Genomic DNA, 21,316 nt, shown 5'->3' with positions numbered 1-21,316 from the left:
GGCTGATTTACGCTTCATGCCAGCCGTGAAGCAAGGTAAGTAAGGAACCATAAATGAGCCAAACGATGGCGAATATAGTCGATGTCCGGGGCGTCAGTTTTTCTCGCGGCAAGCGGTTAATATTTGATGATATTTCGCTGACCGTGCCGCGCGGTAAAATCACCGCCATCATGGGGCCGTCAGGGATCGGTAAAACCACGTTGCTGCGTCTTATCGGCGGGCAAATCCCCCCTGACAGCGGCGAAATTCTCTTCGACGGCGAAAACGTCCCGGCGATGTCTCGCTCGCGCCTCTACACGGTTCGCAAACGGATGAGCATGCTCTTTCAGTCGGGTGCGCTGTTCACCGATATGAACGTTTTTGACAACGTGGCCTATCCGCTGCGTGAGCACACCCATCTTCCTCCTGCGCTGTTGCACAGCACGGTGATGATGAAGCTTGAAGCCGTGGGGCTGCGGGGGGCTGCGAAACTCATGCCGTCCGAACTCTCGGGTGGGATGGCGCGCCGCGCCGCGCTGGCGCGTGCTATTGCCCTGGAACCCGATTTAATCATGTTCGATGAACCGTTCGTCGGGCAGGACCCCATCACCATGGGCGTGCTGGTGAAGTTAATTTCGGAGCTGAACAGCGCCCTTGGCGTCACCTGCGTGGTGGTTTCCCACGACGTGCCGGAAGTGCTGAGTATCGCTGATTACGCCTATATTGTGGCTGACAAAAAGATCGTCGCCCACGGCAGCGCGCAGGCGTTGCAGGAGAATGGCGATCCGCGCGTGCGGCAGTTCCTGGACGGTATCGCAGATGGGCCGGTGCCTTTCCGCTATCCGGCGGGCGACTATCATGACGATTTACTGGGAATAGGGAGTTAAGCCACTCATGCTGTTAAATGCGTTGGCGGGTCTTGGACACCGTGGCCTAAAAACCATCAGTACGTTCGGGCGTGCCGGATTAATGTTGTTCAACGCGCTGGTCGGCAAACCGGAGTTCCGCAAGCATGCGCCGTTACTGGTGCGGCAGCTTTATAACGTCGGCGTGCTGTCGATGCTTATCATCATCGTGTCGGGTTTGTTTATTGGCATGGTGCTGGGGTTGCAGGGGTATCTGGTACTGACAACCTACAGCGCGGAAACCAGCCTTGGCATGCTGGTGGCGCTCTCGCTGCTGCGTGAACTCGGGCCGGTGGTTGCCGCGCTGCTGTTCGCCGGGCGTGCCGGGTCAGCGTTGACGGCGGAAATTGGCCTGATGCGCGCCACCGAGCAGCTCTCCAGTATGGAGATGATGGCAGTCGATCCGCTGCGCCGGGTGATCTCGCCGCGCTTCTGGGCCGGGGTTATCTCCTTGCCGTTACTGACTATCCTCTTTGTGGCGGTAGGTATCTGGGGAGGCGCGCTGGTTGGCGTTAACTGGAAAGGCATTGATGCCGGATTCTTCTGGTCTGCCATGCAGGACGCCATCGATCTGCGGATGGATCTGGTGAACTGTCTGATCAAGAGCGTGGTTTTCGCTGTGACGGTTACCTGGATTGCGTTGTTTAATGGTTACGATGCCATTCCGACGTCGGCGGGCATTAGCCGTGCAACGACGCGTACTGTCGTACATTCGTCGCTGGCCGTTTTAGGTCTGGATTTTGTGCTCACCGCACTGATGTTTGGGAATTGAGTTCATGCAAACGAGAAAAAATGAAATTTGGGTTGGCGTGTTTCTGCTTCTGGCGCTGCTGGCCGCGCTGTTCATCTGCCTGCGAGCGGCGGACATCACCTCTGTTCGCGCCGAGCCGACGTACCGTATCTACGCGACTTTCGATAACATCGGCGGCCTGAAAGCGCGCTCACCGGTGCGTATTGGTGGCGTCGTTATCGGACGTGTCGCCGACATTACGCTTGATGAGAAAACCTATCTGCCGCGCGTCGCGATGGATATCGAAGAGCGCTATAACCACATTCCGGACACCAGCTCGCTTTCTATCCGCACCTCTGGCCTGCTGGGGGAGCAATATCTGGCCCTTAACGTTGGTTTTGAAGATCCTGAGCTGGGAACGACTATCCTTAAAGACGGTAGCGTAATCCAGGATACCAAGTCAGCGATGGTGCTGGAAGATATGATTGGTCAGTTCCTTTACAACAGTAAAGGGGATGATAAAAAGTCTGACGATGCCCCTGCGCAGAGTGAAGACCACACCAACGTCGAACCGACGCCAGGCGCGACGAATTAATTTCAGGAGAAGTTATTCATGTTTAAACGACTGTTAATGGTTGCCATGCTGGTCATTGCCCCTCTTACCGCGGCGCACGCTGCGGATCAGAGTAACCCGTACAAACTGATGAATGAGGCCGCGAAGAAAACCTTCGACCGTCTTAAAAACGAACAGCCAAAAATCCGTTCTAACCCTGATTATCTACGTGATGTGGTGGATCAGGAGCTGCTGCCGTATGTGCAGATCAAGTACGCGGGCGCACTGGTGCTGGGCCGTTACTACAAAGACGCGACCCCGGCGCAGCGCGAGGCTTACTTTGCGGCGTTCCGTGAATACCTGAAACAGGCTTACGGCCAGGCGCTGGCGATGTATCACGGGCAGACCTATCAGATTGCCCCTGAACAACCGCTGGGCGATGCCACTATCATTCCTATTCGCGTGACGATTATCGATCCAAACGGTCGTCCACCGGTTCGTCTGGACTTCCAGTGGCGTAAAAACAGTCAGACCGGAAACTGGCAGGCGTACGACATGATCGCTGAAGGCGTCAGCATGATCACCACTAAACAGAACGAGTGGAGCGATCTGCTGCGCACTAAAGGCATTGATGGCCTGACGGCTCAGCTTCAGTCCATCTCTCGTCAGAAAATTACCCTGGACGAGAAGAAGTAATGTCACAGCAGCTTAGCTGGGCGCGTGACGGCGAGACGTTGACGCTGACGGGAGAGCTGGATCAGGATCTGCTTAACCCGCTGTGGGACGCTCGCCATAACGCGATGCAGGGCGTGACGCTGATTGATCTCCATGGCGTCACGCGGGTAGATACCGCCGGTATCGCCCTGCTGGCGCACCTGGTGGCCACGGGCAAAAAGCAGGGGAGTAGCGTCACCCTGACGGGGGTAAGCGATAACGTGATTACCCTTGCACAGCTTTACAATTTGCCCGAAGACGTATTACCTCGCTAATTTTTTCAGTACGTTACTTCTGAAAGCCCCGACAGTTTACGCGTCGGGGCTTTTTGCTTGTTTAAGACCGCGCCACTTTGCTCTAAGATGTTGAGCTTGTTTTCACTATCAGATGATGTAGACCCCATGGAAAATAATGAAATCCAGACTGTGCTGATGAATGCACTCTCCCTTCAGGAAGCCCACGTCTCTGGCGATGGCAGTCACTTCCAGGTTATTGCTGTGGGTGAGATGTTCGACGGAATGAGTCGCGTGAAGAAACAGCAGGCTGTGTACGCGCCGCTGATGGAATACATTGCGGATAACCGCATCCACGCCCTGTCGATTAAAGCGTTCACCCCACAGGAGTGGGCACGCGATCGCAAACTAAACGGTTTTTGAGCTGAGGGCGAAACGCCCGCAGCACGGTTGAATTTATAAGAGAGCAAACGATGGATAAATTTCGTGTACAGGGACCTACGCGTCTCCAGGGCGAAGTCACAATTTCTGGCGCTAAAAACGCCGCGCTGCCCATTCTTTTCGCTGCGCTGCTCGCAGATGAGCCGGTAGAGATCCAGAACGTACCGAAGCTAAAAGATATCGACACGACCATGAAGTTGCTCGGCCAGTTGGGCACCAAAGTGGAGCGTAACGGTTCCGTCTGGATCGATGCCAGCAACGTGAACAACTTCTCAGCGCCGTATGAGCTGGTGAAAACCATGCGTGCGTCCATCTGGGCGCTTGGCCCGCTGGTTGCGCGTTTCGGTCAGGGACAGGTTTCACTGCCGGGCGGATGCGCTATCGGCGCGCGTCCCGTTGACCTGCATATCTTCGGCCTGGAAAAACTCGGCGCGGAGATCAAGCTGGAAGAGGGTTACGTTAAAGCATCCGTCAATGGTCGTCTGAAAGGCGCGCACATTGTCATGGACAAAGTGAGCGTGGGCGCAACGGTCACCATCATGTCGGCTGCTACGCTGGCAGAAGGGACCACGATCATCGAAAACGCCGCGCGTGAACCGGAGATTGTGGATACTGCAAACTTCCTGGTCGCGCTGGGAGCGAAGATCAGCGGGCAGGGCACAGACCGTATCACCATCGAAGGCGTTGAACGTCTGGGTGGCGGTGTGTATCGCGTACTGCCAGACCGTATCGAAACCGGCACTTTCCTGGTGGCCGCGGCCATTTCTGGCGGTAAGATTGTCTGCCGTAACGCCCAGCCGGATACCCTGGATGCGGTGCTGGCGAAGCTGCGCGATGCGGGTGCGGACATTGAAATCGGTGAAGACTGGATCAGCCTGGATATGCACGGGCAGCGTCCTAAAGCCGTTAACGTGCGTACTGCGCCACATCCGGCATTCCCGACGGATATGCAGGCACAGTTCACGCTGTTGAACCTGGTGGCCGAAGGCACGGGCTTCATCACGGAAACCATCTTCGAAAACCGTTTCATGCACGTACCAGAACTGATCCGTATGGGTGCGCATGCTGAGATTGAAAGCAACACGGTAATTTGCCACGGCGTTGAAAAACTGTCCGGTGCGCAGGTGATGGCGACCGATCTGCGCGCATCTGCGAGCCTCGTACTGGCAGGTTGTATTGCGGAAGGGACTACCGTTGTCGATCGTATCTACCACATCGATCGTGGTTACGAGCGTATTGAGGATAAACTGCGCGCGCTGGGTGCAAATATCGAGCGTGTGAAGGGCGAGTAATCATTCCGGCACCCCCCTGCCAGAACAGGCCGGGGGATTGCTGTTCTTTCAATTCTGGTGCATCAGTCCTGATGCGCTTTCTTCGTTTTGCTCTGGCGCATCATGCGCGTTCTGTCGATAAATTCATGGGTGATGGGATCGTGGTAGCGTGACGGCCATATCACCCACGGATGCGTATCCAGCGCCGTCGCGATAATCAGTTCCCCCTTCGGCCATGGGCGGGTCAGGGCGTTTGCCAGCGTCGACGAGCTCAGCCCATGACGACGTGATTCGGCAGCCAGCGAAGTTCCTTTTTTACGCAGTGCCGCAATAATGTCAGCAGAATGCCAGTCGATGAATTTTGTATCCATAATGCTGTCCTTGTGTTCGTTATCGTCCACGTCGTTTCGTGTGAAAAGACAGCATTACTATACTCACTTCGAACATCTGTTCTAAAAAGTTCATGTTACGAGAAGCAATATTCAGAATAAGGCACGGCTTTATACATACGGCCTGTAACCCGATGGGCTTACGCGTAAATGTAATTTACTGGAGCGTACTGGAGTCTCCCTGCGTAGGGGCAGGGAGATGATGAGGGATTAACGGTCGCGCTGGACGGCGATGTGCGCGAGGCCGATTAGCGCATCACGCCATGGGCTGTCGGGAATGACCTGAATAGCGGCGATGGCTTTGTCCGCTTCTTCTTCAGCGCGCTGACGCGTCCATTCCAGGGAGCCGCAGATTGCCATTGTTTCCAGTACCGGTTCCAGAAGATGGCGTCCATTTCCCTGCTCGATAGCCTCCCGGATCATTTTCGCCTGCTCTGGTGTGCCATTGCGCATCGCGTGGAGCAGCGGCAGCGTTGGCTTGCCTTCGTTCAGGTCATCGCCGACGTTTTTACCGAGCGTTTCGCCATCCGCGCTGTAGTCCAGCAAATCATCAATCAACTGGAACGCGGTACCGAGGTAACGGCCATAGTCCTGAAGGCCTTTTTCCTCCGCTTCGCTACAGCCAGCCAGAATGCCAGAGCACTGCGCGGCGGCTTCGAACAGACGTGCGGTCTTGCTGTAAATCACCCGCATATAGTTTTCTTCGGTGATGTCCGGGTCGTTGACGTTCATCAGCTGTAGGACTTCACCTTCAGCGATAACGTTCACGGCTTCTGACATCACTTCCAGCACCTTCAGCGAGCCAAGGCTTGTCATCATCTGGAAGGCTCGGGTATAGATAAAATCGCCTACCAGAACGCTTGCCGCATTACCAAACGCGGCGTTGGCGGTGGCTTTGCCACGACGCATGTCTGATTCATCCACAACATCGTCGTGAAGAAGGGTGGCGGTGTGGATAAATTCGATCAGCGCCGCGATCGTGACATGGGCATTTCCCTGATAGCCAACCGCGCGTGCGGCCAGAATGGCAATCATCGGACGAATACGTTTACCGCCGCCGCTGACGATGTAATAGCCCAACTGATTGATCAGCTGAACGTCAGAGTTGAGTTGCTCCAGGATTGCTGCATTCACACCCGCCATATCTTGCGCGGTTAACTCATTGATTTTTTCTAAATTCATCGCAAAAGCCGGGCTTTTTATCCTGTTTATCCCACACGAGATGGGTACACAAAGGGTTTCGGTTTATAAATAGTATTGCTGATTGTACTGAAAAAACGGCTCAGATAAACGTTACCGTACGTGTTGTGTTTTTTTTCTTCATGTATTGATGGTAGCACTTGTCAAAGGCTCGCGTTTTGCGTAATATTCGCGCCCTATTGTGAATATTTATAGCGCACTCTGAATCATACGAGGATGTGCGCGGAAGCGGAGTTTATATGTACGCGGTTTTCCAAAGTGGTGGTAAACAACACCGAGTAAGCGAAGGTCAGACCGTTCGCTTGGAAAAGCTGGACATCGCAACTGGCGAATCTGTTGAGTTCGCTGAAGTTCTGATGATCGCAAACGGTGAAGAAGTCAAAATCGGCGTTCCTTTCGTTGATGGCGGCGTTATCAAAGCTGAAGTTGTTGCTCACGGTCGTGGCGAGAAAGTTAAAATCGTTAAGTTTCGTCGTCGTAAACACTATCGTAAGCAGCAGGGCCACCGTCAGTGGTTCACTGATGTGAAAATTACTGGCATCAGCGCCTAAGACCTGAGGAGAGATTTAAATGGCACATAAAAAGGCTGGCGGCTCCACACGTAACGGTCGCGATTCAGAAGCTAAACGCTTGGGCGTTAAGCGTTTCGGTGGCGAATCCGTTCTGGCGGGTAGCATCATCGTTCGTCAGCGTGGCACCAAGTTCCACGCGGGTACCAACGTAGGTTGCGGTCGTGACCACACTCTGTTTGCTAAAGCAGACGGTAAAGTGAAATTTGAAGTTAAAGGCCCGAACAACCGTAAATACATCAGCATCGTTGCTGAGTAAGGTTTTCTCGGTCCGGTAACGGATTAAAGCCCCGCAACGTGTTGCGGGGCTTTTTACATTGGAAACCCGGAAAATTTTCTGTAGGGAAAACGGGCATGAAGCAGCAGGCCGGCATTGGTATTCTTTTGGCGCTCACTACCGCAATGTGCTGGGGTGCGCTGCCAATTGCAATGAAGCAGGTACTGGAAGTCATGGAGCCACCGACGGTGGTGTTTTATCGCTTCCTGATGGCAAGCATAGGCCTGGGCGCCATTCTGGCCGTCAAAGGTAAGCTGCCACCGCTGCGCATCTTTCGAAAACCGCGTTGGCTGGTGTTACTGGCTATCGCGACGGGCGGTCTGTTCGGTAACTTCATTCTGTTCAGCTCTTCCCTGCAATATCTTAGCCCTACAGCGTCGCAGGTGATTGGTCAGCTTTCACCGGTCGGCATGATGGTCGCCAGCGTATTCATCCTCAAGGAGAAGATGCGCGGCACGCAGATCATCGGGGCAAGTATGCTGCTTTGCGGGCTGGTGATGTTCTTTAACACCAGCCTGATTGAGATTTTTACCCGCCTGACGGATTACACCTGGGGTGTCATTTTTGGGGTGGGCGCAGCAACGGTCTGGGTGAGTTATGGCGTCGCGCAAAAGGTGTTATTGCGCCGTCTTGCCTCACAGCAGATCCTCTTTTTGCTGTACACTTTGTGTACACTGGCATTATTGCCTTTAGCGAAGCCGGGTGTAATTACCCAGCTCAGCGACTGGCAACTGGCGTGCCTCATTTTTTGTGGGCTGAATACGCTGGTCGGTTATGGCGCGCTGGCTGAAGCCATGGCGCGCTGGCAGGCAGCACAGGTGAGCGCCTTAATCACGCTTACCCCGCTGTTTACGCTGTTATTTTCAGATTTATTATCAATGGCCTGGCCCGATGTCTTCGTCAAGCCGATGCTCAACCTGTTGGGTTATCTCGGTGCGTTTGTCGTGGTTGCGGGCGCGATGTATTCCGCCATTGGTCATCGTCTCTGGGGGCGTTGGCGCAAAAATGAAGCGGTTGTAATAGTCCCCCGCTCAGGCGAATGAGTTACGGAGAGTAAAATGAAGTTTGTTGATGAAGCGACGATTCTGGTCGTGGCAGGTGATGGCGGTAACGGTTGTGTAAGCTTCCGCCGTGAAAAATATATTCCTCGTGGCGGTCCTGATGGCGGTGACGGTGGGGACGGTGGCGACGTGTGGCTGGAGGCGGATGAAAACCTCAACACGCTGATCGACTACCGTTTCGAAAAATCTTTCCGCGCCGAGCGTGGCCAGAACGGCCAGAGCCGCGACTGTACCGGTAAACGCGGTAAAGACGTGACGATCAAAGTGCCGGTGGGTACGCGTGTCATCGATCAGGGTACGGGCGAAACCATGGGTGATATGACCAAACACGGTCAGCGCCTGATGGTGGCGAAAGGCGGCTGGCACGGTCTGGGTAACAGCCGTTTCAAATCGTCCGTTAACCGTACCCCGCGTCAGAAAACCATGGGTACCCCAGGTGATAAGCGCGACCTGCAACTGGAACTGATGCTGCTGGCGGATGTGGGGATGCTGGGAATGCCAAACGCCGGTAAATCGACGTTTATCCGTGCGGTCTCTGCGGCGAAACCAAAAGTGGCAGATTATCCGTTTACGACGCTGGTACCGAGCCTGGGCGTTGTCCGTATGGATAACGAGAAGAGCTTCGTGGTCGCTGACATCCCGGGTCTGATTGAAGGGGCTGCAGAAGGCGCCGGTCTGGGTATTCGCTTCCTGAAGCACCTTGAGCGTTGCCGCGTACTGTTGCACCTCATCGACATCGATCCAATCGACGGTTCCGATCCGGTTGAAAACGCTCGTATCATTATCGGCGAGCTGGAGAAATACAGTGAAAAACTGGCGCAAAAACCGCGCTGGCTGGTATTCAACAAGATCGACCTGATGGACAAAGCGGAAGCTGAAGCGAAAGCTAAAGCGATTGCCGAAGCGATGGGGTGGGAAGATAAGTACTATCTGATCTCTGCCGCCAGCCAGGTTGGCGTGAAAGATCTCTGCTGGGATGTGATGACCTTTATCATCGAGAATCCGGTTGTTCAGGCAGAAGAGGCGAAACAGCCTGAAAAAGTCGAATTCATGTGGGATGACTACCACCGCCAGCAGCTCGAAGAGCTGGAAGCGGAAGAAGATGATGAAGACTGGGACGATGACTGGGATGAAGACGACGAAGAAGGCGTCGAGTTCATCTACAAGCACTAACCCCTGTATAAAGCCCCTTAACGGGGCTTTTTTTTATCCTATTTTCGTCGGTAACCAACAGCTGGCGATGAGGCCGCCCTCAGCGCCGTTCTCCAGCGTTAAATGACCATGATGGAGCTGTACGATACGCTGTACGATGCTCAGCCCAAGGCCGCTGCCGCCGTAGCGCTGGTCGAGACGTCGGAAAGGTTCGGTGATCGACTGGCGGTGCGCCTCATCAATACCCGGCCCCTGATCGGTAACGCTCACCCGGGTACCCCCCTCCGTCGCTGTTAATGCCACTTCAATGATTGTGCCTGCCGGGCTGTAACGGGCGGCATTCTCCAGAAGGTTCCTTAGCATCAGACGTAACAGGACGGCGTCCCCCTGTACCGTCAGCGTGCTGTGGGCCGGCCATATTACCGTATGCTCTTTGGCTTCATGCTCCAGGCTAAGCGGAGCAATGATCGACTCAGTCCAGTTCACGGTATCGTAATGGCCGCTGGCCATCGCCTGTCCGGCACGCGCCAGCATCAGCAGCTGTTCCACCGTGTGCATCAGCTGATCGATCCGGTTTATCAGTGGCGTGGCCTGCGGGGAACCGGACTGAGCCATCAGTTCCAGATGGAGCCTAATCCCCGCCAGCGGCGTACGTAACTCGTGTGCCGCATCGGCGGTAAACAGGCGTTCCTGTTGAATAGTGTGGTCCAGCCGGGCGAGGAGTTGGTTGAGGGACGTGGTTACTGCGCCTATCTCTTCCATATCAGAATACATCGGCAGGGGAGTCAGATTATCCGCCGAACGGTTCGCAAGGCTGGCGCGAAGTTTGTTGAGTGGTCGGGTGATCCATGTGACTGCCCAGAATGAGAAGAGCAGGGTAAAACCGACCATCACCAGTGAAGGGACCAGCAGGGAGGCAATGGCTTCGCGGATCTCTTTTTCGACATGGTTGTTGCGTGTTTTAGCGGACAACGTTTCATTCACCAGAAAACCGATCTGCTCGCGGCTCTCATGCCACAGCCAGACTACGCTAATGAGTTGAAAAAATAGCAGAATAACCGCCAGCAACACCATTAATCGCCGGCGCATACTGTTCATTTCTGGCTCTCCAGACGGTAACCCACGCCGCGTACGGTTTTGATGCGATCTTTACCGAGCTTGCGGCGCAGATTATGAATATGAACTTCAAGCGTGTTTGATCCTGGATCGTCCTGCCAGGAGTAGATGTCCTGTTGCAGCGTTTCACGGTGCACGGTCTGCCCGCTGCGCATGATCAGGCGCGTCAGCAGAGCGAACTCTTTTGGGGTCACTTCCACAGGCTGAGACTGGCGCAGCACCTGCTGAGTTTGCAGATTGAGGGTAATATCCCCGTCCGTCAGCAGGTTGTCGCTGTGGCCCTGATAGCGGCGGATCAACGCCCGTACGCGAGCCTGTAGCTCGGCAAGGGCGAAGGGTTTTACCAGATAATCGTCAGCGCCAGAATCAAGCCCGTTAATTCTGTCTTCAATGGCATCGCGGGCGGTGAGAATCAATACGGGATTCTCCACTCCGCGACGACGCCACTGGCAGAGCAGCGTCGCGCCGTCTTTATCCGGCAGTCCCAAATCCAGGATCACCAGGCTGTATTCACCGCTCTGGATCAAGGCATCTGCTTCAGCGGCCGTGGCGGCACAATCCAGGGCGTAGCCCTCATTGCCCAGCGCCAGCGCTAACCCTTCCTGCAATAACAGATCGTCTTCAACTATCAGTAGTTTCATCGCTAGTTATTCTGGTAGATGTCCTTATAGAGCCTGCTTTCGAAACGTACCAGTGGAATACGGCGATTGCGCTGGTCAGCCGGTTCGACGGCATAGCCGGAAAGATACTGCACAAATGCCATGCGTTGTCCGCTGGCGGTCGTGATGAAACCGGCAAGGTTGTAAACGCCTTGCAGGGAACCCGTTTTGGCTGAAACTTTGCCATCCACGCCCGCAGCGTGAAGGCCCGCGCGGTACTGAAGAGAGCCGTCGTGTCCGGCAAGCGGCAGCATCGTAATAAAGTTTAGCTCAGCGTCATGCTGAGCAATGTACTGCAACACCTGCATCATGGTGGCCGGCGAGATCAGGTTATGACGCGATAAACCGGAACCATCAACGGCGATCGTATTGCCCAGATCGATACCCGCCTGCTGGCGCAGGATCTGACGTACGGCATCAGAACCGGCCCGCCAGGTGCCCGGCACACCAAAGCGCGCGTGCCCGATCATGCGGAATACCGTGTCGGCAATCATGTTATCCGACTTTTTCAGCATAATCTTAAGCAAATCATGCAGTGGCGCGGACTGTTTGCTGGCAATCACCGTGCCTGGCTCATTCACCTGCGTCTGGCGCAGCAGCGTTCCGGTGTAGGTTATGCCCGCCTGCTTCAGTTCATCTTTAAAAATGGCACCGGCATAACCTGCGCCATCCTGAATGGCAAAGGCCAGCGGGAGTGGATCGGCCCGCTGGGTCAGGCAGCCGGTGAGCGTATAGCGGTTGAGATCGCCCGGTACCACGTCCAGCTCGCAATACTGTGCCTCCGGGGAGCCTTTCGCCAGCGTCCGCACCTGGCTGAACATCGTGACCGGGTAGTAAGACGCCACGCGGATAAACGCTAAGTCATTTGGTTTTGGCGCGCTGTAAAGCGATACGGAGAAGCAGTTACGGTCAACGATGGCGGCGGCTGGCGGGGCGCTAAAACACTGCGTCATGTCGTTCCATGGCCAGCCAGGCGCTTTATCGTGGCTGGCGAAAATGGAGGTGTCGATCAGCACGTTGCCATCAATTTTTGTTACGCCGGATTTTTTCAGTACCGCCACCATGTTGCGGACATCCTGGCGCTTAAAGGTGGGATCGCCACCAAAACGGGCGATAAGATCGCCTTTCAGTTCGCCACCCTCAACGTTACCTCTGGTTTCAAGGGTGGTAGTAAAACGGAAGTCAGGCCCGAGCTGGAGCAGAGCGGCGAGGGCGGTGATCACCTTCTGGGTACTGGCAGGCAGCGCCATCTGTTGACTGTGATAGTCAATCTCGGGAGCCTGCGCGCCAACCTTCTGCACCATCAGGGCAAGGTTCGCGCCGGCGGGCAGTTGATTAATGTACTCATCAACATTCGCGGCCTGAACGGTGAACGTTATACTGGTAGTCAATCCGATGATAAAACTGGAAAATCGCATAATCTCGCGCTAACAACCCGAAAACAAACCGTCATACTACGGTGCATGGCACTGTAAAGTAAACGATGACCCATAGTGAACTTCGCGGTAAAATGCGTATCAAATTGAAAAATTGCTGCTGACCTGGGGCGTTGCTCCCGGGTCGGTTTTCTTTTTGCTTCTGGCCTGTTCAGGTGGGCTGGAGCAGGGAACACTGCTCCCAACAGGAATGTTTAAGAGGTATAACAAATGCAAGCTATTCCGATGACCTTACGTGGTGCCGAAAAACTGCGCGAAGAGCTGGATTTTCTGAAATCCGTGCGTCGCCCTGAAATCATCGCCGCTATCGCGGAAGCGCGTGAGCATGGCGACCTGAAAGAGAATGCTGAATACCACGCGGCGCGTGAGCAGCAGGGTTTCTGTGAAGGGCGTATTAAAGATATCGAAGCAAAATTGTCCAATGCACAGGTTATCGATATCACCAAAATGCCGAATAATGGCCGTGTGATTTTTGGTTCAACCGTTACCGTGCTGAACCTGGACAACGACGAAGAGCAGACCTATCGCATCGTGGGTGATGATGAAGCTGACTTCAAACAGAACCTGATTTCGGTGAACTCGCCAATTGCTCGTGGCCTGATTGGCAAAGAGCAGGACGATGTGGTCACCATCCGCACCCCTGGTGGTGAAGTGGAATACGAAATTATTAAGGTTGAATATCTGTAATTCGCTTCTCTACTAAGATGTTGATACATTGTAAAGAAAAGAAAAAGGCCGCATAGCGGCCTTTTATCAACTCACGGAGCATGGCATTTTGCTCGCCTGCTGAAAGAAATCCCTCGTTTCACACAGAAAATGTGTTCGATTCAGGATATCCTTAACGTGGCAGCGAGATTTTGCGCTCTTTAGATGGGCGATAGAGCACCAGCGTTTTACCGATGACCTGTACATTACAGGCGCCGGTTTCGCGCACGATGGCTTCCACGATCAGGTTTTTAGTGTCTCTGTCTTCAGAGGCGATTTTCACCTTGATCAGCTCGTGGTGTTCCAGCGCTTGTTCAATCTCGGCAAGCACCCCTTCGGTCAAACCATTGTTGCCAAGCATCACTACAGGCTTGAGCGGATGTGCCAGACCTTTAAGGTGCTGTTTTTGTTTAGTACTCAGATTCATCGTATATTTTTGCTTACGTTGGGATTGAAAACGGTTCATTCTACCGCCATCTCCCTAATATCGCCAAATAGCTGCGTAGAAATTTACGTCACAGGCAAGCAACGATGAACCAGGACGGAAATGTTAAATGACAGGTAAAAAGCGTTCTGCCAGCTCCAGCCGCTGGCTTCAGGAACACTTTAGCGATAAATATGTTCAACAGGCGCAGAAAAAGGGGTTGCGTTCCCGCGCCTGGTTTAAACTTGATGAAATACAGCAAAGTGACAAACTTTTTAAACCGGGAATGACGGTGGTCGACCTCGGTGCGGCACCTGGCGGATGGTCCCAGTATGCGGTTACGCAGATCGGCGGAACGGGCCGAATCATCGCATGCGATCTTTTACCAATGGATCCCATCGTCGGTGTCGACTTCCTTCAGGGCGACTTTCGTGATGAATTAGTGCTGAAAGCATTACTTGATCGTGTAGGTGACAGTAAGGTCCAGGTTGTCATGTCGGATATGGCGCCAAATATGTGTGGAACACCGGCGGTGGATATCCCCCGCGCCATGTATCTGGTGGAACTAGCGTTAGAAATGTGTCGTGATGTACTAGCGCCTGGTGGTAGTTTTGTTGTGAAGGTGTTTCAGGGCGAAGGTTTCGAGGAGTATCTTAAGGAAATTCGCTCCCTGTTTGCGAAGGTCAAAGTTCGTAAGCCGGACTCTTCCCGGGCCCGTTCCCGTGAAGTGTATATTGTAGCGACCGGGCGAAAATGATAACCGGTAGATTTCAGGCGAAAGTTTGAATGAAACTGGATATAGAGTATCCTGACGCTGTTTTTAACACAGTTGTAATATGAGGTTAATCCCTTGAGTGACATGGCGAAAAACCTAATACTCTGGCTGGTCATTGCCGTTGTGCTGATGTCAGTATTCCAGAGCTTTGGGCCCAGCGAGTCGAATGGCCGCAAGGTGGATTATTCTACCTTCCTGCAAGAGGTCAATCAGGACCAGGTTCGCGAAGCGCGTATCAACGGACGTGAGATCAACGTTACCAAGAAAGATAGTAACCGTTACACGACTTACATCCCGGTGAACGATCCTAAGCTGCTTGATAACCTTCTGACCAAAAACGTCAAAGTGGTAGGCGAGCCGCCGGAAGAACCAAGCCTGCTGGCTTCTATCTTCATTTCCTGGTTCCCGATGCTGCTTCTTATCGGCGTCTGGATCTTCTTTATGCGCCAGATGCAGGGCGGTGGTGGCAAAGGTGCCATGTCGTTCGGTAAGAGCAAGGCGCGTATGCTGACGGAAGACCAGATCAAGACCACGTTTGCTGACGTAGCAGGTTGTGACGAAGCAAAAGAAGAGGTGGGTGAACTGGTTGAATACCTACGCGAGCCGAGCCGTTTCCAGAAACTGGGCGGTAAGATCCCGAAAGGCGTCCTGATGGTCGGCCCTCCGGGTACGGGTAAAACCCTGCTGGCAAAAGCCATCGCGGGTGAAGCGAAGGTGCCGTTCTTTACTATTTCAGGTTCTGACTTCGTTGAAATGTTCGTGGGTGTCGGTGCATCTCGTGTGCGTGACATGTTCGAGCAGGCTAAGAAGGCAGCACCGTGCATCATCTTCATCGATGAAATCGATGCCGTAGGCCGCCAGCGTGGCGCAGGCCTGGGTGGTGGTCACGATGAACGTGAGCAGACGCTGAACCAGATGCTGGTTGAGATGGACGGCTTCGAAGGTAACGAAGGTATCATCGTTATCGCGGCAACTAACCGTCCGGACGTACTTGACCCTGCGCTGCTGCGTCCAGGCCGTTTCGACCGCCAGGTTGTGGTCGGTCTGCCGGATGTTCGCGGTCGTGAACAGATTCTGAAAGTGCATATGCGTCGCGTACCGCTGGCGCCAGATATCGACGCGGCAATCATCGCGCGTGGTACTCCAGGCTTCTCCGGTGCGGATCTGGCTAACCTGGTCAACGAGGCAGCCCTGTTTGCCGCTCGCGGTAACAAGCGTGTAGTGTCCATGGTGGAATTTGAGAAAGCGAAAGACAAAATCATGATGGGTGCGGAACGTCGCTCCATGGTGATGACGGAAGCGCAGAAAGAGTCCACGGCATATCACGAAGCGGGCCACGCGATTATCGGTCGTCTGGTGCCGGAACACGATCCGGTACACAAGGTGACGATCATTCCACGCGGTCGTGCGTTGGGTGTGACCTTCTTCCTGCCTGAAGGCGACGCGATCAGCGCCAGCCGTCAGAAGCTGGAAAGCCAGATCTCAACCCTGTACGGCGGTCGTCTGGCAGAAGAAATCATCTACGGTGCGGAACATGTTTCCACCGGTGCGTCGAACGATATTAAAGTGGCGACAAACCTGGCGCGTAACATGGTGACCCAGTGGGGCTTCTCCGACAAACTCGGTCCGCTGCTGTATGCAGAGGAAGAGGGCGAGGTGTTCCTGGGCCGTTCCGTGGCAAAAGCGAAACATATGTCCGATGAAACGGCACGTATCATCGACCAGGAAGTGAAAGCGCTGATTGAACGTAACTACGCTCGCGCCCGTCAGATCCTGAACGACAATATGGACATCCTGCATTCGATGAAAGATGCGCTCATGAAATATGAGACCATCGATGCACCACAGATTGACGACCTGATGGCGCGCCGCGAAGTGCGTCCGCCGGCAGGCTGGGAAGACCCAGGCGCGTCTAACAATTCTGACAACAATGGCACCCCGCGTGCGCCGCGTCCGGTCGATGAACCGCGTACGCCAAACCCGGGCAACACCATGTCAGAGCAGTTAGGCGACAAGTAAGTCACTGCTGTTGAAGCGTTTGTCTGTATCTCAAACCCTGGAGCTTGCTCCGGGGTTTTTCTTATCTGTTTAACCACATTAATCCCAGGGACTTCACCATGAAACTATTCGCCCAGGACTCGCATCTCGACCTTTCACATCCCCATGTGATGGGGATCCTGAATGTCACGCCTGATTCCTTCTCTGACGGCGGCACGCATAATTCGCTTATCGACGCGGTTAAACACGCGAATTTAATGATTAACGCGGGTGCCACCATCATTGACGTTGGAGGGGAGTCAACGCGACCTGGCGCGGCGGAGGTTTCGGTGGAAGAAGAGCTGGCGCGCGTGGTGCCGGTGGTGGAGGCTATCGCCCGGCGCTTTGAAGTGTGGATCTCTGTTGATACCTCCAAACCCGAAGTGATCCGTGAAGTGGCGAGAGTGGGCGCTCACATTATCAATGATATCCGCTCGTTGACCGAGCCGGGCGCGATTGAAGCCGCCGCAGAAACCGGGCTACCGGTGTGTCTGATGCATATGCAGGGCCAGCCTAAGACAATGCAGGAGGCGCCAAAATATGAAGACGTGTTTGCCGACGTCACCCGCTTCTTTATTGAGCATATCGAACGCTGTGAACGTGCGGGTATCGCAAAAGAGAAATTGCTGCTCGACCCGGGCTTCGGTTTCGGTAAAAATCTCTCACACAATTACGCGTTGCTTGCGCGCTTATCAGAGTTTCATCAGTTCGGCCTGCCACTGCTGGTGGGAATGTCGAGAAAATCGATGATTGGTCAGTTGTTGAATGTCGGGCCGAGCGAACGTCTGAGCGGCAGTCTGGCCTGCGCGGTGATTGCCGCGATGCAAGGTGCACACATCATTCGCGTACATGACGTAAAAGAAACAGTAGAAGCCATGCGTGTGGTGGAAGCCACACTGGCAGCGAAGGAAAACAAACGCTATGAGTAATCGTAAATATTTTGGTACCGATGGCATCCGTGGGCGCGTAGGCGATGCGCCAATTACCCCTGACTTTGTCCTGAAGCTGGGCTGGGCAGCGGGGAAAGTGCTGGCGCGTCATGGCTCCCGTAAGATCATTATTGGGAAAGATACCCGTATTTCGGGTTATATGCTGGAGTCCGCGCTGGAAGCCGGGCTGGCGGCGGCGGGGCTTTCAGCTTCCTTTACGGGGCCAATGCCGACTCCTGCTGTTGCCTATCTGACCCGCACCTTCCGTGCGGAAGCGGGCATCGTCATTTCCGCTTCCCATAACCCGTTCTATGACAACGGTATCAAATTCTTCTCCATCGACGGCACTAAACTGCCGGATGACGTGGAAGAGGCGATTGAAGCGGAAATGGAAAAAGAGATCACCTGTGTTGACTCCGCTGAGCTGGGTAAAGCAAACCGTATTGTCGATGCCGCAGGCCGCTACATTGAATTCTGCAAAGGCACTTTCCCGAATGAGCTGAGCCTGGCACACCTCAAAATTGTGGTGGACTGTGCCAACGGTGCGACTTACCACATTGCGCCGAATGTGTTCCGCGAGCTGGGTGCGAAAGTGATCACTATCGGCTGCGAGCCGGACGGTCTGAACATCAACGAAGAAGTTGGCGCGACAGACGTGCGTGCCTTGCAGGCGCGTGTCCTGGCTGAAAAGGCCGATCTGGGTATTGCCCTGGATGGCGATGGTGACCGTGTGATCATGGTTGATCACGAAGGTAACAAGGTCGATGGCGATCAGATCCTCTACATCATTGCGCGTGAAGGCCTGCGTCAGGGGCAACTGCGCGGTGGCGCGGTGGGCACTTTGATGAGCAATATGGGTCTGGAACTGGCGCTGAAACAGCTGGGCATCCCGTTTGTTCGTGCGAAGGTGGGTGACCGCTACGTGCTGGAAAAACTCCAGGAGAAAGGCTGGCGTATTGGCGCGGAAAACTCCGGCCACGTGATCCTGCTCGATAAAACCACCACCGGTGACGGCATTGTGGCGGCGCTTCAGGTTGTTGCCGCGATGGCGCGTAACCATATGAGCCTGCACGATCTGTGCAGCGGCATGAAAATGTTCCCGCAGATCCTGGTCAACGTGCGTTTCACCGCGGGTAAAGGTGACCCGCTGGAAAATGATAACGTGAAAGCGGTGATGGCAGAGGTGGAAGCGACGCTTGGCAGCCGTGGGCGCGTCCTGCTGCGTAAGTCGGGTACCGAGCCGCTGATCCGCGTGATGGTGGAAGGCGAAGACGAAGCGCAGGTGACTGAATTTGCGCACCGCATTGCGGATGCAGTCAAAGCTGCATAATCTTTCAGAATAAGTGTTTAAAAAGGCGGCGTTTGCCGCCTTTGTTTTAAACAATTAATGGCTTTTTGCTGTTTTTTTCCGCAGTTGATACAATGCCTCGAAAATGCCCTTGCGAAGGTGATTCGCTTTGGTTAGTATTCACACCCGCTTCAGTGGGAAACAAAATCCTGCTAATTGGTCGAAGCATTGGTATGCGGCAAATCCGCAAGGAACAGGTTGATTATGTACGAAGCTCTTTTAGTTATTTTCCTTATTGTAGCCATCGCTCTCGTAGCGCTGATTATGCTACAGCAAGGTAAAGGCGCTGATATGGGAGCCTCCTTCGGAGCAGGCGCTTCTGGTACGCTGTTCGGTTCAAGTGGTTCTGCGAACTTCATGACCCGCACGACGGCGATTCTGGCTACGCTGTTCTTCATTATCAGTCTGGTGCTGGGCAATATCAACAGCAACAAGACCAGTAAAGGAAGCGAGTGGGAAAATCTGAGCGCGCCAGCAAAAACTGAGCAAACTCAGCCAGCTGCACCGGCTAAGCCAACCAGCGATATCCCGCAGTAAGTATTCCGTACCGAGGTGGTGGAATTGGTAGACACGCTACCTTGAGGTGGTAGTGCCCTAACGGGCTTGTGGGTTCGAGTCCCATCCTCGGTACCAATATTCCAGAAGAAAGACGTCGCAAGACGTCTTTTTTTCGTCTCTATATTCTGTGTTTCCGATCTATTGTAGGGCGGGTAAGCGCAGCGCCACCCGCCGTTTTGCCCGGTGGCGCTGCGCTTACCGGGTCTACGAAGACCACAAAAAAGGCGCCCATTGGGCGCCTTTTGCATGTCTTGCTGTCGATTACTTCTTATCGCTGTGTTCCAGGTTCTCAACCTGCGGCAGACCATTACCGGAATTCGCGGAGAGCAGGCCATTCTCAACATAGTTGAACAGCTTCTCACGGGTATCGGTGATGTCCAGGTTACGCATGGTCAGCTGGCCAATACGATCGTCCGGAGAGAATACTGACTCACCTTTCTCCATGGTCAGACGCTCTGCTTTATAGGTCAGGTTGTCAGACACGGTGTTCAGGATGGAGTAGTCGTTACCGCGACGCAGTTCCAGGGTCACTTCGCCGGTGATGGCGCTTGCCACCCAACGTTGCAGGGCGTCACGCAGCATCAGCGCCTGTGGATCAAACCAGCGACCCTGATACAGCAGTTTGCCCAGCTGACGGCCATGAGCGTGATACTGCTCAATGGTGTCTTCGTTGTGAATACCGGTCAGCAGACGCTCATAAGCGATGTGCAGCAGCGCCATCCCTGGAGCTTCGTAAATGCCGCGGCTTTTTGCTTCGATGATACGGTTTTCGATCTGATCGCTCATACCCAGCCCGTGACGACCGCCGATGCGGTTTGCTTCCAGCATCAGTTCAACATCGTCGGAGAAGGTTTTACCGTTCAGGGCAACCGGATGACCGCGTTCGAAACGCACGGTCACTTCTTCCGCCGGGATCTTAACGTTCTCATCCCAGAACTTCACGCCCATGATCGGGTTAACAATTTTTACGCTGGAATTCAGGAATTCCAGGTCTTTCGCTTCATGCGTCGCACCCAGCATGTTGGAGTCGGTTGAGTAGGCTTTCTCAACCGACATCTTGTAGTCAAAGCCGCAGGCAATCATAAACTCAGACATTTCATGACGGCCACCCAGCTCGTCGATGAAGTCGGTATCCAGCCACGGTTTGTAGATCTGCAACTCGGCGTTGGTCAGCAGGCCATAACGATAGAAACGTTCAATATCGTTGCCTTTATAGGTGCTACCGTCCCCCCAGATGTTCACGCCATCTTCTTTCATGGCGGCGACCAGCATAGTGCCGGTGACGGCACGACCCAGCGGGGTGGTATTGAAATAGGTCAGGCCGCCGGTAGTGTTATGGAAAGCACCGCACTGGATCGCGGCAATCCCTTCGGCGACCAGCTGCTTACGGCAGTCGATCAGACGTGCGTTCTCTGCGCCATATTCCATGGCACGACGAGGGATCGCGTCATAATCTTCCTCGTCCGGCTGACCCAGGTTCGCAGTATATGCATAAGGAACCGCTCCCTTCTGGCGCATCCACAGCAGTGCAGCGCTGGTATCCAGGCCGCCAGAAAAAGCGATGCCAATACGTTGTCCTACCGGGAGATGCTTGAGAATCGTCGTCATATAATAAAACCCTGCTTGATTGACTGATTAGAGACCGCTTTCGCTCTCGATGCATGTTTATGCAAAATAAGTGAGTATTCATTTAATCATCTTTTATCGACGACCGAAAGAGACGTGTGCGTTTTTTGTAAAAATTTCCCTTTTATTGCCCTGGCCGAAGTTGGGTTGACAGGTGGGGTCAACTATCAATATACTGAATGCCGATTTTACGTCCCGTCTTCGGTACCAAATCCCAGCATTATTTGCA

24 protein-coding genes and 1 tRNA gene are annotated in these 21,316 nt (G+C 54.1%); 18 read left to right on the top strand and 7 right to left on the bottom strand.

The features are described 5' to 3' along the window. The first annotated feature begins 53 nt into the window (after positions 1-53). From mlaF to murA, 7 genes are all read left to right on the top strand, one after another. Positions 54-866 (top strand): phospholipid ABC transporter ATP-binding protein MlaF, encoded by an 813-nt coding sequence (gene mlaF / locus ACOTZD_RS19190; protein ID WP_174402138.1) that lies wholly within the window; start codon positions 54-56, stop codon positions 864-866. A gap of 7 nt (positions 867-873) precedes the next feature. Further along, positions 874-1,656 carry a lipid asymmetry maintenance ABC transporter permease subunit MlaE gene (gene mlaE / locus ACOTZD_RS19185; protein WP_003861848.1) on the top strand — a complete coding sequence of 261 codons (783 nt, stop codon included), beginning with the start codon at positions 874-876 and terminating at the stop codon, positions 1,654-1,656. A 4-nt stretch (positions 1,657-1,660) separates the two neighbouring features. Next, positions 1,661-2,209, top strand: coding sequence for an outer membrane lipid asymmetry maintenance protein MlaD (mlaD, locus tag ACOTZD_RS19180; RefSeq protein WP_003861847.1), 549 nt, complete (start codon positions 1,661-1,663; stop codon positions 2,207-2,209). Between the two features lie 18 nt (positions 2,210-2,227). Further along, positions 2,228-2,863, top strand: coding sequence for a phospholipid-binding protein MlaC (gene mlaC / locus ACOTZD_RS19175; RefSeq protein ID WP_003861845.1), 636 nt, complete (start codon positions 2,228-2,230; stop codon positions 2,861-2,863). Next, positions 2,863-3,156, top strand: coding sequence for a lipid asymmetry maintenance protein MlaB (gene mlaB / locus ACOTZD_RS19170; protein ID WP_003861843.1), 294 nt, complete (start codon positions 2,863-2,865; stop codon positions 3,154-3,156). The genes mlaC and mlaB overlap by 1 nt, the downstream gene beginning before the upstream one ends. Positions 3,157-3,282: 126 nt before the next feature. Beyond that, positions 3,283-3,537: a BolA family iron metabolism protein IbaG gene (gene ibaG / locus ACOTZD_RS19165; RefSeq protein WP_003861840.1), complete on the top strand. Its 255-nt coding sequence runs from the start codon at positions 3,283-3,285 to the stop codon at positions 3,535-3,537. 50 nt (positions 3,538-3,587) lie between these two features. Then, entirely contained in the window at positions 3,588-4,847 is a 1,260-nt protein-coding gene (gene murA / locus ACOTZD_RS19160; RefSeq protein ID WP_129258081.1) for a UDP-N-acetylglucosamine 1-carboxyvinyltransferase, read from the top strand. Positions 4,848-4,909: 62 nt separating this feature from the next. On the opposite strand, the gene sfsB is transcribed toward murA, so the two are convergent. Further along, the gene (gene sfsB / locus ACOTZD_RS19155; RefSeq protein WP_017382732.1) at positions 4,910-5,197 is read right to left on the bottom strand and encodes a DNA-binding transcriptional regulator SfsB; all 288 of its coding nucleotides are present in this window, start codon (positions 5,195-5,197) and stop codon (positions 4,910-4,912) included. A gap of 228 nt (positions 5,198-5,425) precedes the next feature. Then, positions 5,426-6,397 carry an octaprenyl diphosphate synthase gene (gene ispB / locus ACOTZD_RS19150; protein WP_003861833.1) on the bottom strand — a complete coding sequence of 324 codons (972 nt, stop codon included), beginning with the start codon at positions 6,395-6,397 and terminating at the stop codon, positions 5,426-5,428. Between the two features lie 257 nt (positions 6,398-6,654). Between ispB and rplU the strand changes: the two genes are divergently transcribed. The 4 genes from rplU to cgtA all read left to right on the top strand — a co-directional run bounded on the left by rplU (position 6,655) and on the right by cgtA (position 9,495). Next, positions 6,655-6,966: a 50S ribosomal protein L21 gene (gene rplU / locus ACOTZD_RS19145; protein ID WP_003025032.1), complete on the top strand. Its 312-nt coding sequence runs from the start codon at positions 6,655-6,657 to the stop codon at positions 6,964-6,966. 19 nt (positions 6,967-6,985) lie between these two features. Next, complete coding sequence (gene rpmA / locus ACOTZD_RS19140) at positions 6,986-7,243, top strand: 50S ribosomal protein L27 (RefSeq protein WP_003861831.1); 258 nt, start codon at positions 6,986-6,988, stop codon at positions 7,241-7,243. A gap of 95 nt (positions 7,244-7,338) precedes the next feature. Further along, the gene (locus ACOTZD_RS19135) at positions 7,339-8,304 is read left to right on the top strand and encodes a DMT family transporter (protein WP_003861826.1); all 966 of its coding nucleotides are present in this window, start codon (positions 7,339-7,341) and stop codon (positions 8,302-8,304) included. 15 nt (positions 8,305-8,319) lie between these two features. Further along, the gene (gene cgtA / locus ACOTZD_RS19130; protein WP_003861823.1) at positions 8,320-9,495 is read left to right on the top strand and encodes an Obg family GTPase CgtA; all 1,176 of its coding nucleotides are present in this window, start codon (positions 8,320-8,322) and stop codon (positions 9,493-9,495) included. A 33-nt stretch (positions 9,496-9,528) separates the two neighbouring features. On the opposite strand, the gene pmrB is transcribed toward cgtA, so the two are convergent. Genes pmrB through dacB form a run of 3 tightly spaced genes read right to left on the bottom strand, consistent with a single transcriptional unit; the run spans position 9,529 to position 12,667 of the window. Next, positions 9,529-10,572 (bottom strand): two-component system sensor histidine kinase PmrB, encoded by a 1,044-nt coding sequence (gene pmrB / locus ACOTZD_RS19125; protein ID WP_150324831.1) that lies wholly within the window; start codon positions 10,570-10,572, stop codon positions 9,529-9,531. Then, on the bottom strand, positions 10,569-11,231 hold the full coding sequence (gene pmrA, locus ACOTZD_RS19120) for a two-component system response regulator PmrA (RefSeq protein WP_003861819.1): 663 nt from the start codon (positions 11,229-11,231) through the stop codon (positions 10,569-10,571). The genes pmrB and pmrA overlap by 4 nt, the downstream gene beginning before the upstream one ends. Positions 11,232-11,233: 2 nt before the next feature. Then, the gene (gene dacB, locus ACOTZD_RS19115; RefSeq protein ID WP_003861817.1) at positions 11,234-12,667 is read right to left on the bottom strand and encodes a serine-type D-Ala-D-Ala carboxypeptidase; all 1,434 of its coding nucleotides are present in this window, start codon (positions 12,665-12,667) and stop codon (positions 11,234-11,236) included. A gap of 228 nt (positions 12,668-12,895) precedes the next feature. Here dacB and greA point away from each other — a divergent pair, with 228 nt between their 5' ends. Continuing rightward, positions 12,896-13,372: a transcription elongation factor GreA gene (gene greA / locus ACOTZD_RS19110; protein ID WP_003861815.1), complete on the top strand. Its 477-nt coding sequence runs from the start codon at positions 12,896-12,898 to the stop codon at positions 13,370-13,372. 151 nt (positions 13,373-13,523) lie between these two features. Here greA and yhbY read toward each other — a convergent pair whose 3' ends face one another. Next, a complete protein-coding gene (gene yhbY / locus ACOTZD_RS19105; RefSeq protein WP_003861814.1) occupies positions 13,524-13,817 on the bottom strand; it encodes a ribosome assembly RNA-binding protein YhbY in 294 nt (97 codons plus the stop codon). A gap of 127 nt (positions 13,818-13,944) precedes the next feature. Between yhbY and rlmE the strand changes: the two genes are divergently transcribed. The 6 genes from rlmE (at position 13,945) to ACOTZD_RS19075 (ending at position 19,536) form a co-directional block, all read left to right on the top strand. Continuing rightward, the gene (gene rlmE, locus ACOTZD_RS19100) at positions 13,945-14,571 is read left to right on the top strand and encodes a 23S rRNA (uridine(2552)-2'-O)-methyltransferase RlmE (protein ID WP_003861812.1); all 627 of its coding nucleotides are present in this window, start codon (positions 13,945-13,947) and stop codon (positions 14,569-14,571) included. 102 nt (positions 14,572-14,673) lie between these two features. Further along, positions 14,674-16,608, top strand: coding sequence for an ATP-dependent zinc metalloprotease FtsH (gene ftsH / locus ACOTZD_RS19095; protein ID WP_003861810.1), 1,935 nt, complete (start codon positions 14,674-14,676; stop codon positions 16,606-16,608). A 98-nt stretch (positions 16,609-16,706) separates the two neighbouring features. Then, on the top strand, positions 16,707-17,555 hold the full coding sequence (gene folP, locus ACOTZD_RS19090; protein WP_003861807.1) for a dihydropteroate synthase: 849 nt from the start codon (positions 16,707-16,709) through the stop codon (positions 17,553-17,555). After that, positions 17,548-18,885: a phosphoglucosamine mutase gene (gene glmM / locus ACOTZD_RS19085; RefSeq protein WP_003861804.1), complete on the top strand. Its 1,338-nt coding sequence runs from the start codon at positions 17,548-17,550 to the stop codon at positions 18,883-18,885. The genes folP and glmM overlap by 8 nt, the downstream gene beginning before the upstream one ends. A gap of 222 nt (positions 18,886-19,107) precedes the next feature. Next, positions 19,108-19,440 carry a preprotein translocase subunit SecG gene (secG, locus tag ACOTZD_RS19080; protein WP_003861803.1) on the top strand — a complete coding sequence of 111 codons (333 nt, stop codon included), beginning with the start codon at positions 19,108-19,110 and terminating at the stop codon, positions 19,438-19,440. Positions 19,441-19,449: 9 nt separating this feature from the next. Further along, positions 19,450-19,536: transfer RNA gene (locus ACOTZD_RS19075), tRNA-Leu, on the top strand. A gap of 186 nt (positions 19,537-19,722) precedes the next feature. On the opposite strand, the gene argG is transcribed toward ACOTZD_RS19075, so the two are convergent. Then, positions 19,723-21,069, bottom strand: coding sequence for an argininosuccinate synthase (gene argG / locus ACOTZD_RS19070; protein ID WP_022649518.1), 1,347 nt, complete (start codon positions 21,067-21,069; stop codon positions 19,723-19,725). Positions 21,070-21,316 lie beyond the last annotated feature (247 nt).

Origin of the sequence: Enterobacter cloacae complex sp. SHL022, from assembly GCF_049237785.1 — a bacterium.
GTDB classification, from domain to species: Bacteria; Pseudomonadota; Gammaproteobacteria; order Enterobacterales; family Enterobacteriaceae; genus Enterobacter; species Enterobacter hormaechei_C.
The sequence above is the reverse complement of the archived record's forward strand: the minus strand, read 5'-3'. Positions and strand labels throughout refer to the sequence as shown.

Coding starts and splice junctions, on each gene's coding strand:
- ibaG (WP_003861840.1), top strand. CDS start 3,283: ATGGAAAATAATGAAATCCAGACTGTGCTGATGAATGCACTCTCCCTT.
- glmM (WP_003861804.1), top strand. CDS start 17,548: ATGAGTAATCGTAAATATTTTGGTACCGATGGCATCCGTGGGCGCGTA.
- mlaD (WP_003861847.1), top strand. CDS start 1,661: ATGCAAACGAGAAAAAATGAAATTTGGGTTGGCGTGTTTCTGCTTCTG.
- rlmE (WP_003861812.1), top strand. CDS start 13,945: ATGACAGGTAAAAAGCGTTCTGCCAGCTCCAGCCGCTGGCTTCAGGAA.
- mlaC (WP_003861845.1), top strand. CDS start 2,228: ATGTTTAAACGACTGTTAATGGTTGCCATGCTGGTCATTGCCCCTCTT.
- mlaE (WP_003861848.1), top strand. CDS start 874: ATGCTGTTAAATGCGTTGGCGGGTCTTGGACACCGTGGCCTAAAAACC.
- secG (WP_003861803.1), top strand. CDS start 19,108: ATGTACGAAGCTCTTTTAGTTATTTTCCTTATTGTAGCCATCGCTCTC.
- ispB (WP_003861833.1), bottom strand. CDS start 6,397: ATGAATTTAGAAAAAATCAATGAGTTAACCGCGCAAGATATGGCGGGT.
- folP (WP_003861807.1), top strand. CDS start 16,707: ATGAAACTATTCGCCCAGGACTCGCATCTCGACCTTTCACATCCCCAT.
- murA (WP_129258081.1), top strand. CDS start 3,588: ATGGATAAATTTCGTGTACAGGGACCTACGCGTCTCCAGGGCGAAGTC.
- argG (WP_022649518.1), bottom strand. CDS start 21,069: ATGACGACGATTCTCAAGCATCTCCCGGTAGGACAACGTATTGGCATC.
- greA (WP_003861815.1), top strand. CDS start 12,896: ATGCAAGCTATTCCGATGACCTTACGTGGTGCCGAAAAACTGCGCGAA.
- ACOTZD_RS19135 (WP_003861826.1), top strand. CDS start 7,339: ATGAAGCAGCAGGCCGGCATTGGTATTCTTTTGGCGCTCACTACCGCA.
- pmrA (WP_003861819.1), bottom strand. CDS start 11,231: ATGAAACTACTGATAGTTGAAGACGATCTGTTATTGCAGGAAGGGTTA.
- cgtA (WP_003861823.1), top strand. CDS start 8,320: ATGAAGTTTGTTGATGAAGCGACGATTCTGGTCGTGGCAGGTGATGGC.
- mlaB (WP_003861843.1), top strand. CDS start 2,863: ATGTCACAGCAGCTTAGCTGGGCGCGTGACGGCGAGACGTTGACGCTG.
- pmrB (WP_150324831.1), bottom strand. CDS start 10,572: ATGAACAGTATGCGCCGGCGATTAATGGTGTTGCTGGCGGTTATTCTG.
- mlaF (WP_174402138.1), top strand. CDS start 54: ATGAGCCAAACGATGGCGAATATAGTCGATGTCCGGGGCGTCAGTTTT.
- rpmA (WP_003861831.1), top strand. CDS start 6,986: ATGGCACATAAAAAGGCTGGCGGCTCCACACGTAACGGTCGCGATTCA.
- sfsB (WP_017382732.1), bottom strand. CDS start 5,197: ATGGATACAAAATTCATCGACTGGCATTCTGCTGACATTATTGCGGCA.
- dacB (WP_003861817.1), bottom strand. CDS start 12,667: ATGCGATTTTCCAGTTTTATCATCGGATTGACTACCAGTATAACGTTC.
- ftsH (WP_003861810.1), top strand. CDS start 14,674: ATGGCGAAAAACCTAATACTCTGGCTGGTCATTGCCGTTGTGCTGATG.
- rplU (WP_003025032.1), top strand. CDS start 6,655: ATGTACGCGGTTTTCCAAAGTGGTGGTAAACAACACCGAGTAAGCGAA.
- yhbY (WP_003861814.1), bottom strand. CDS start 13,817: ATGAATCTGAGTACTAAACAAAAACAGCACCTTAAAGGTCTGGCACAT.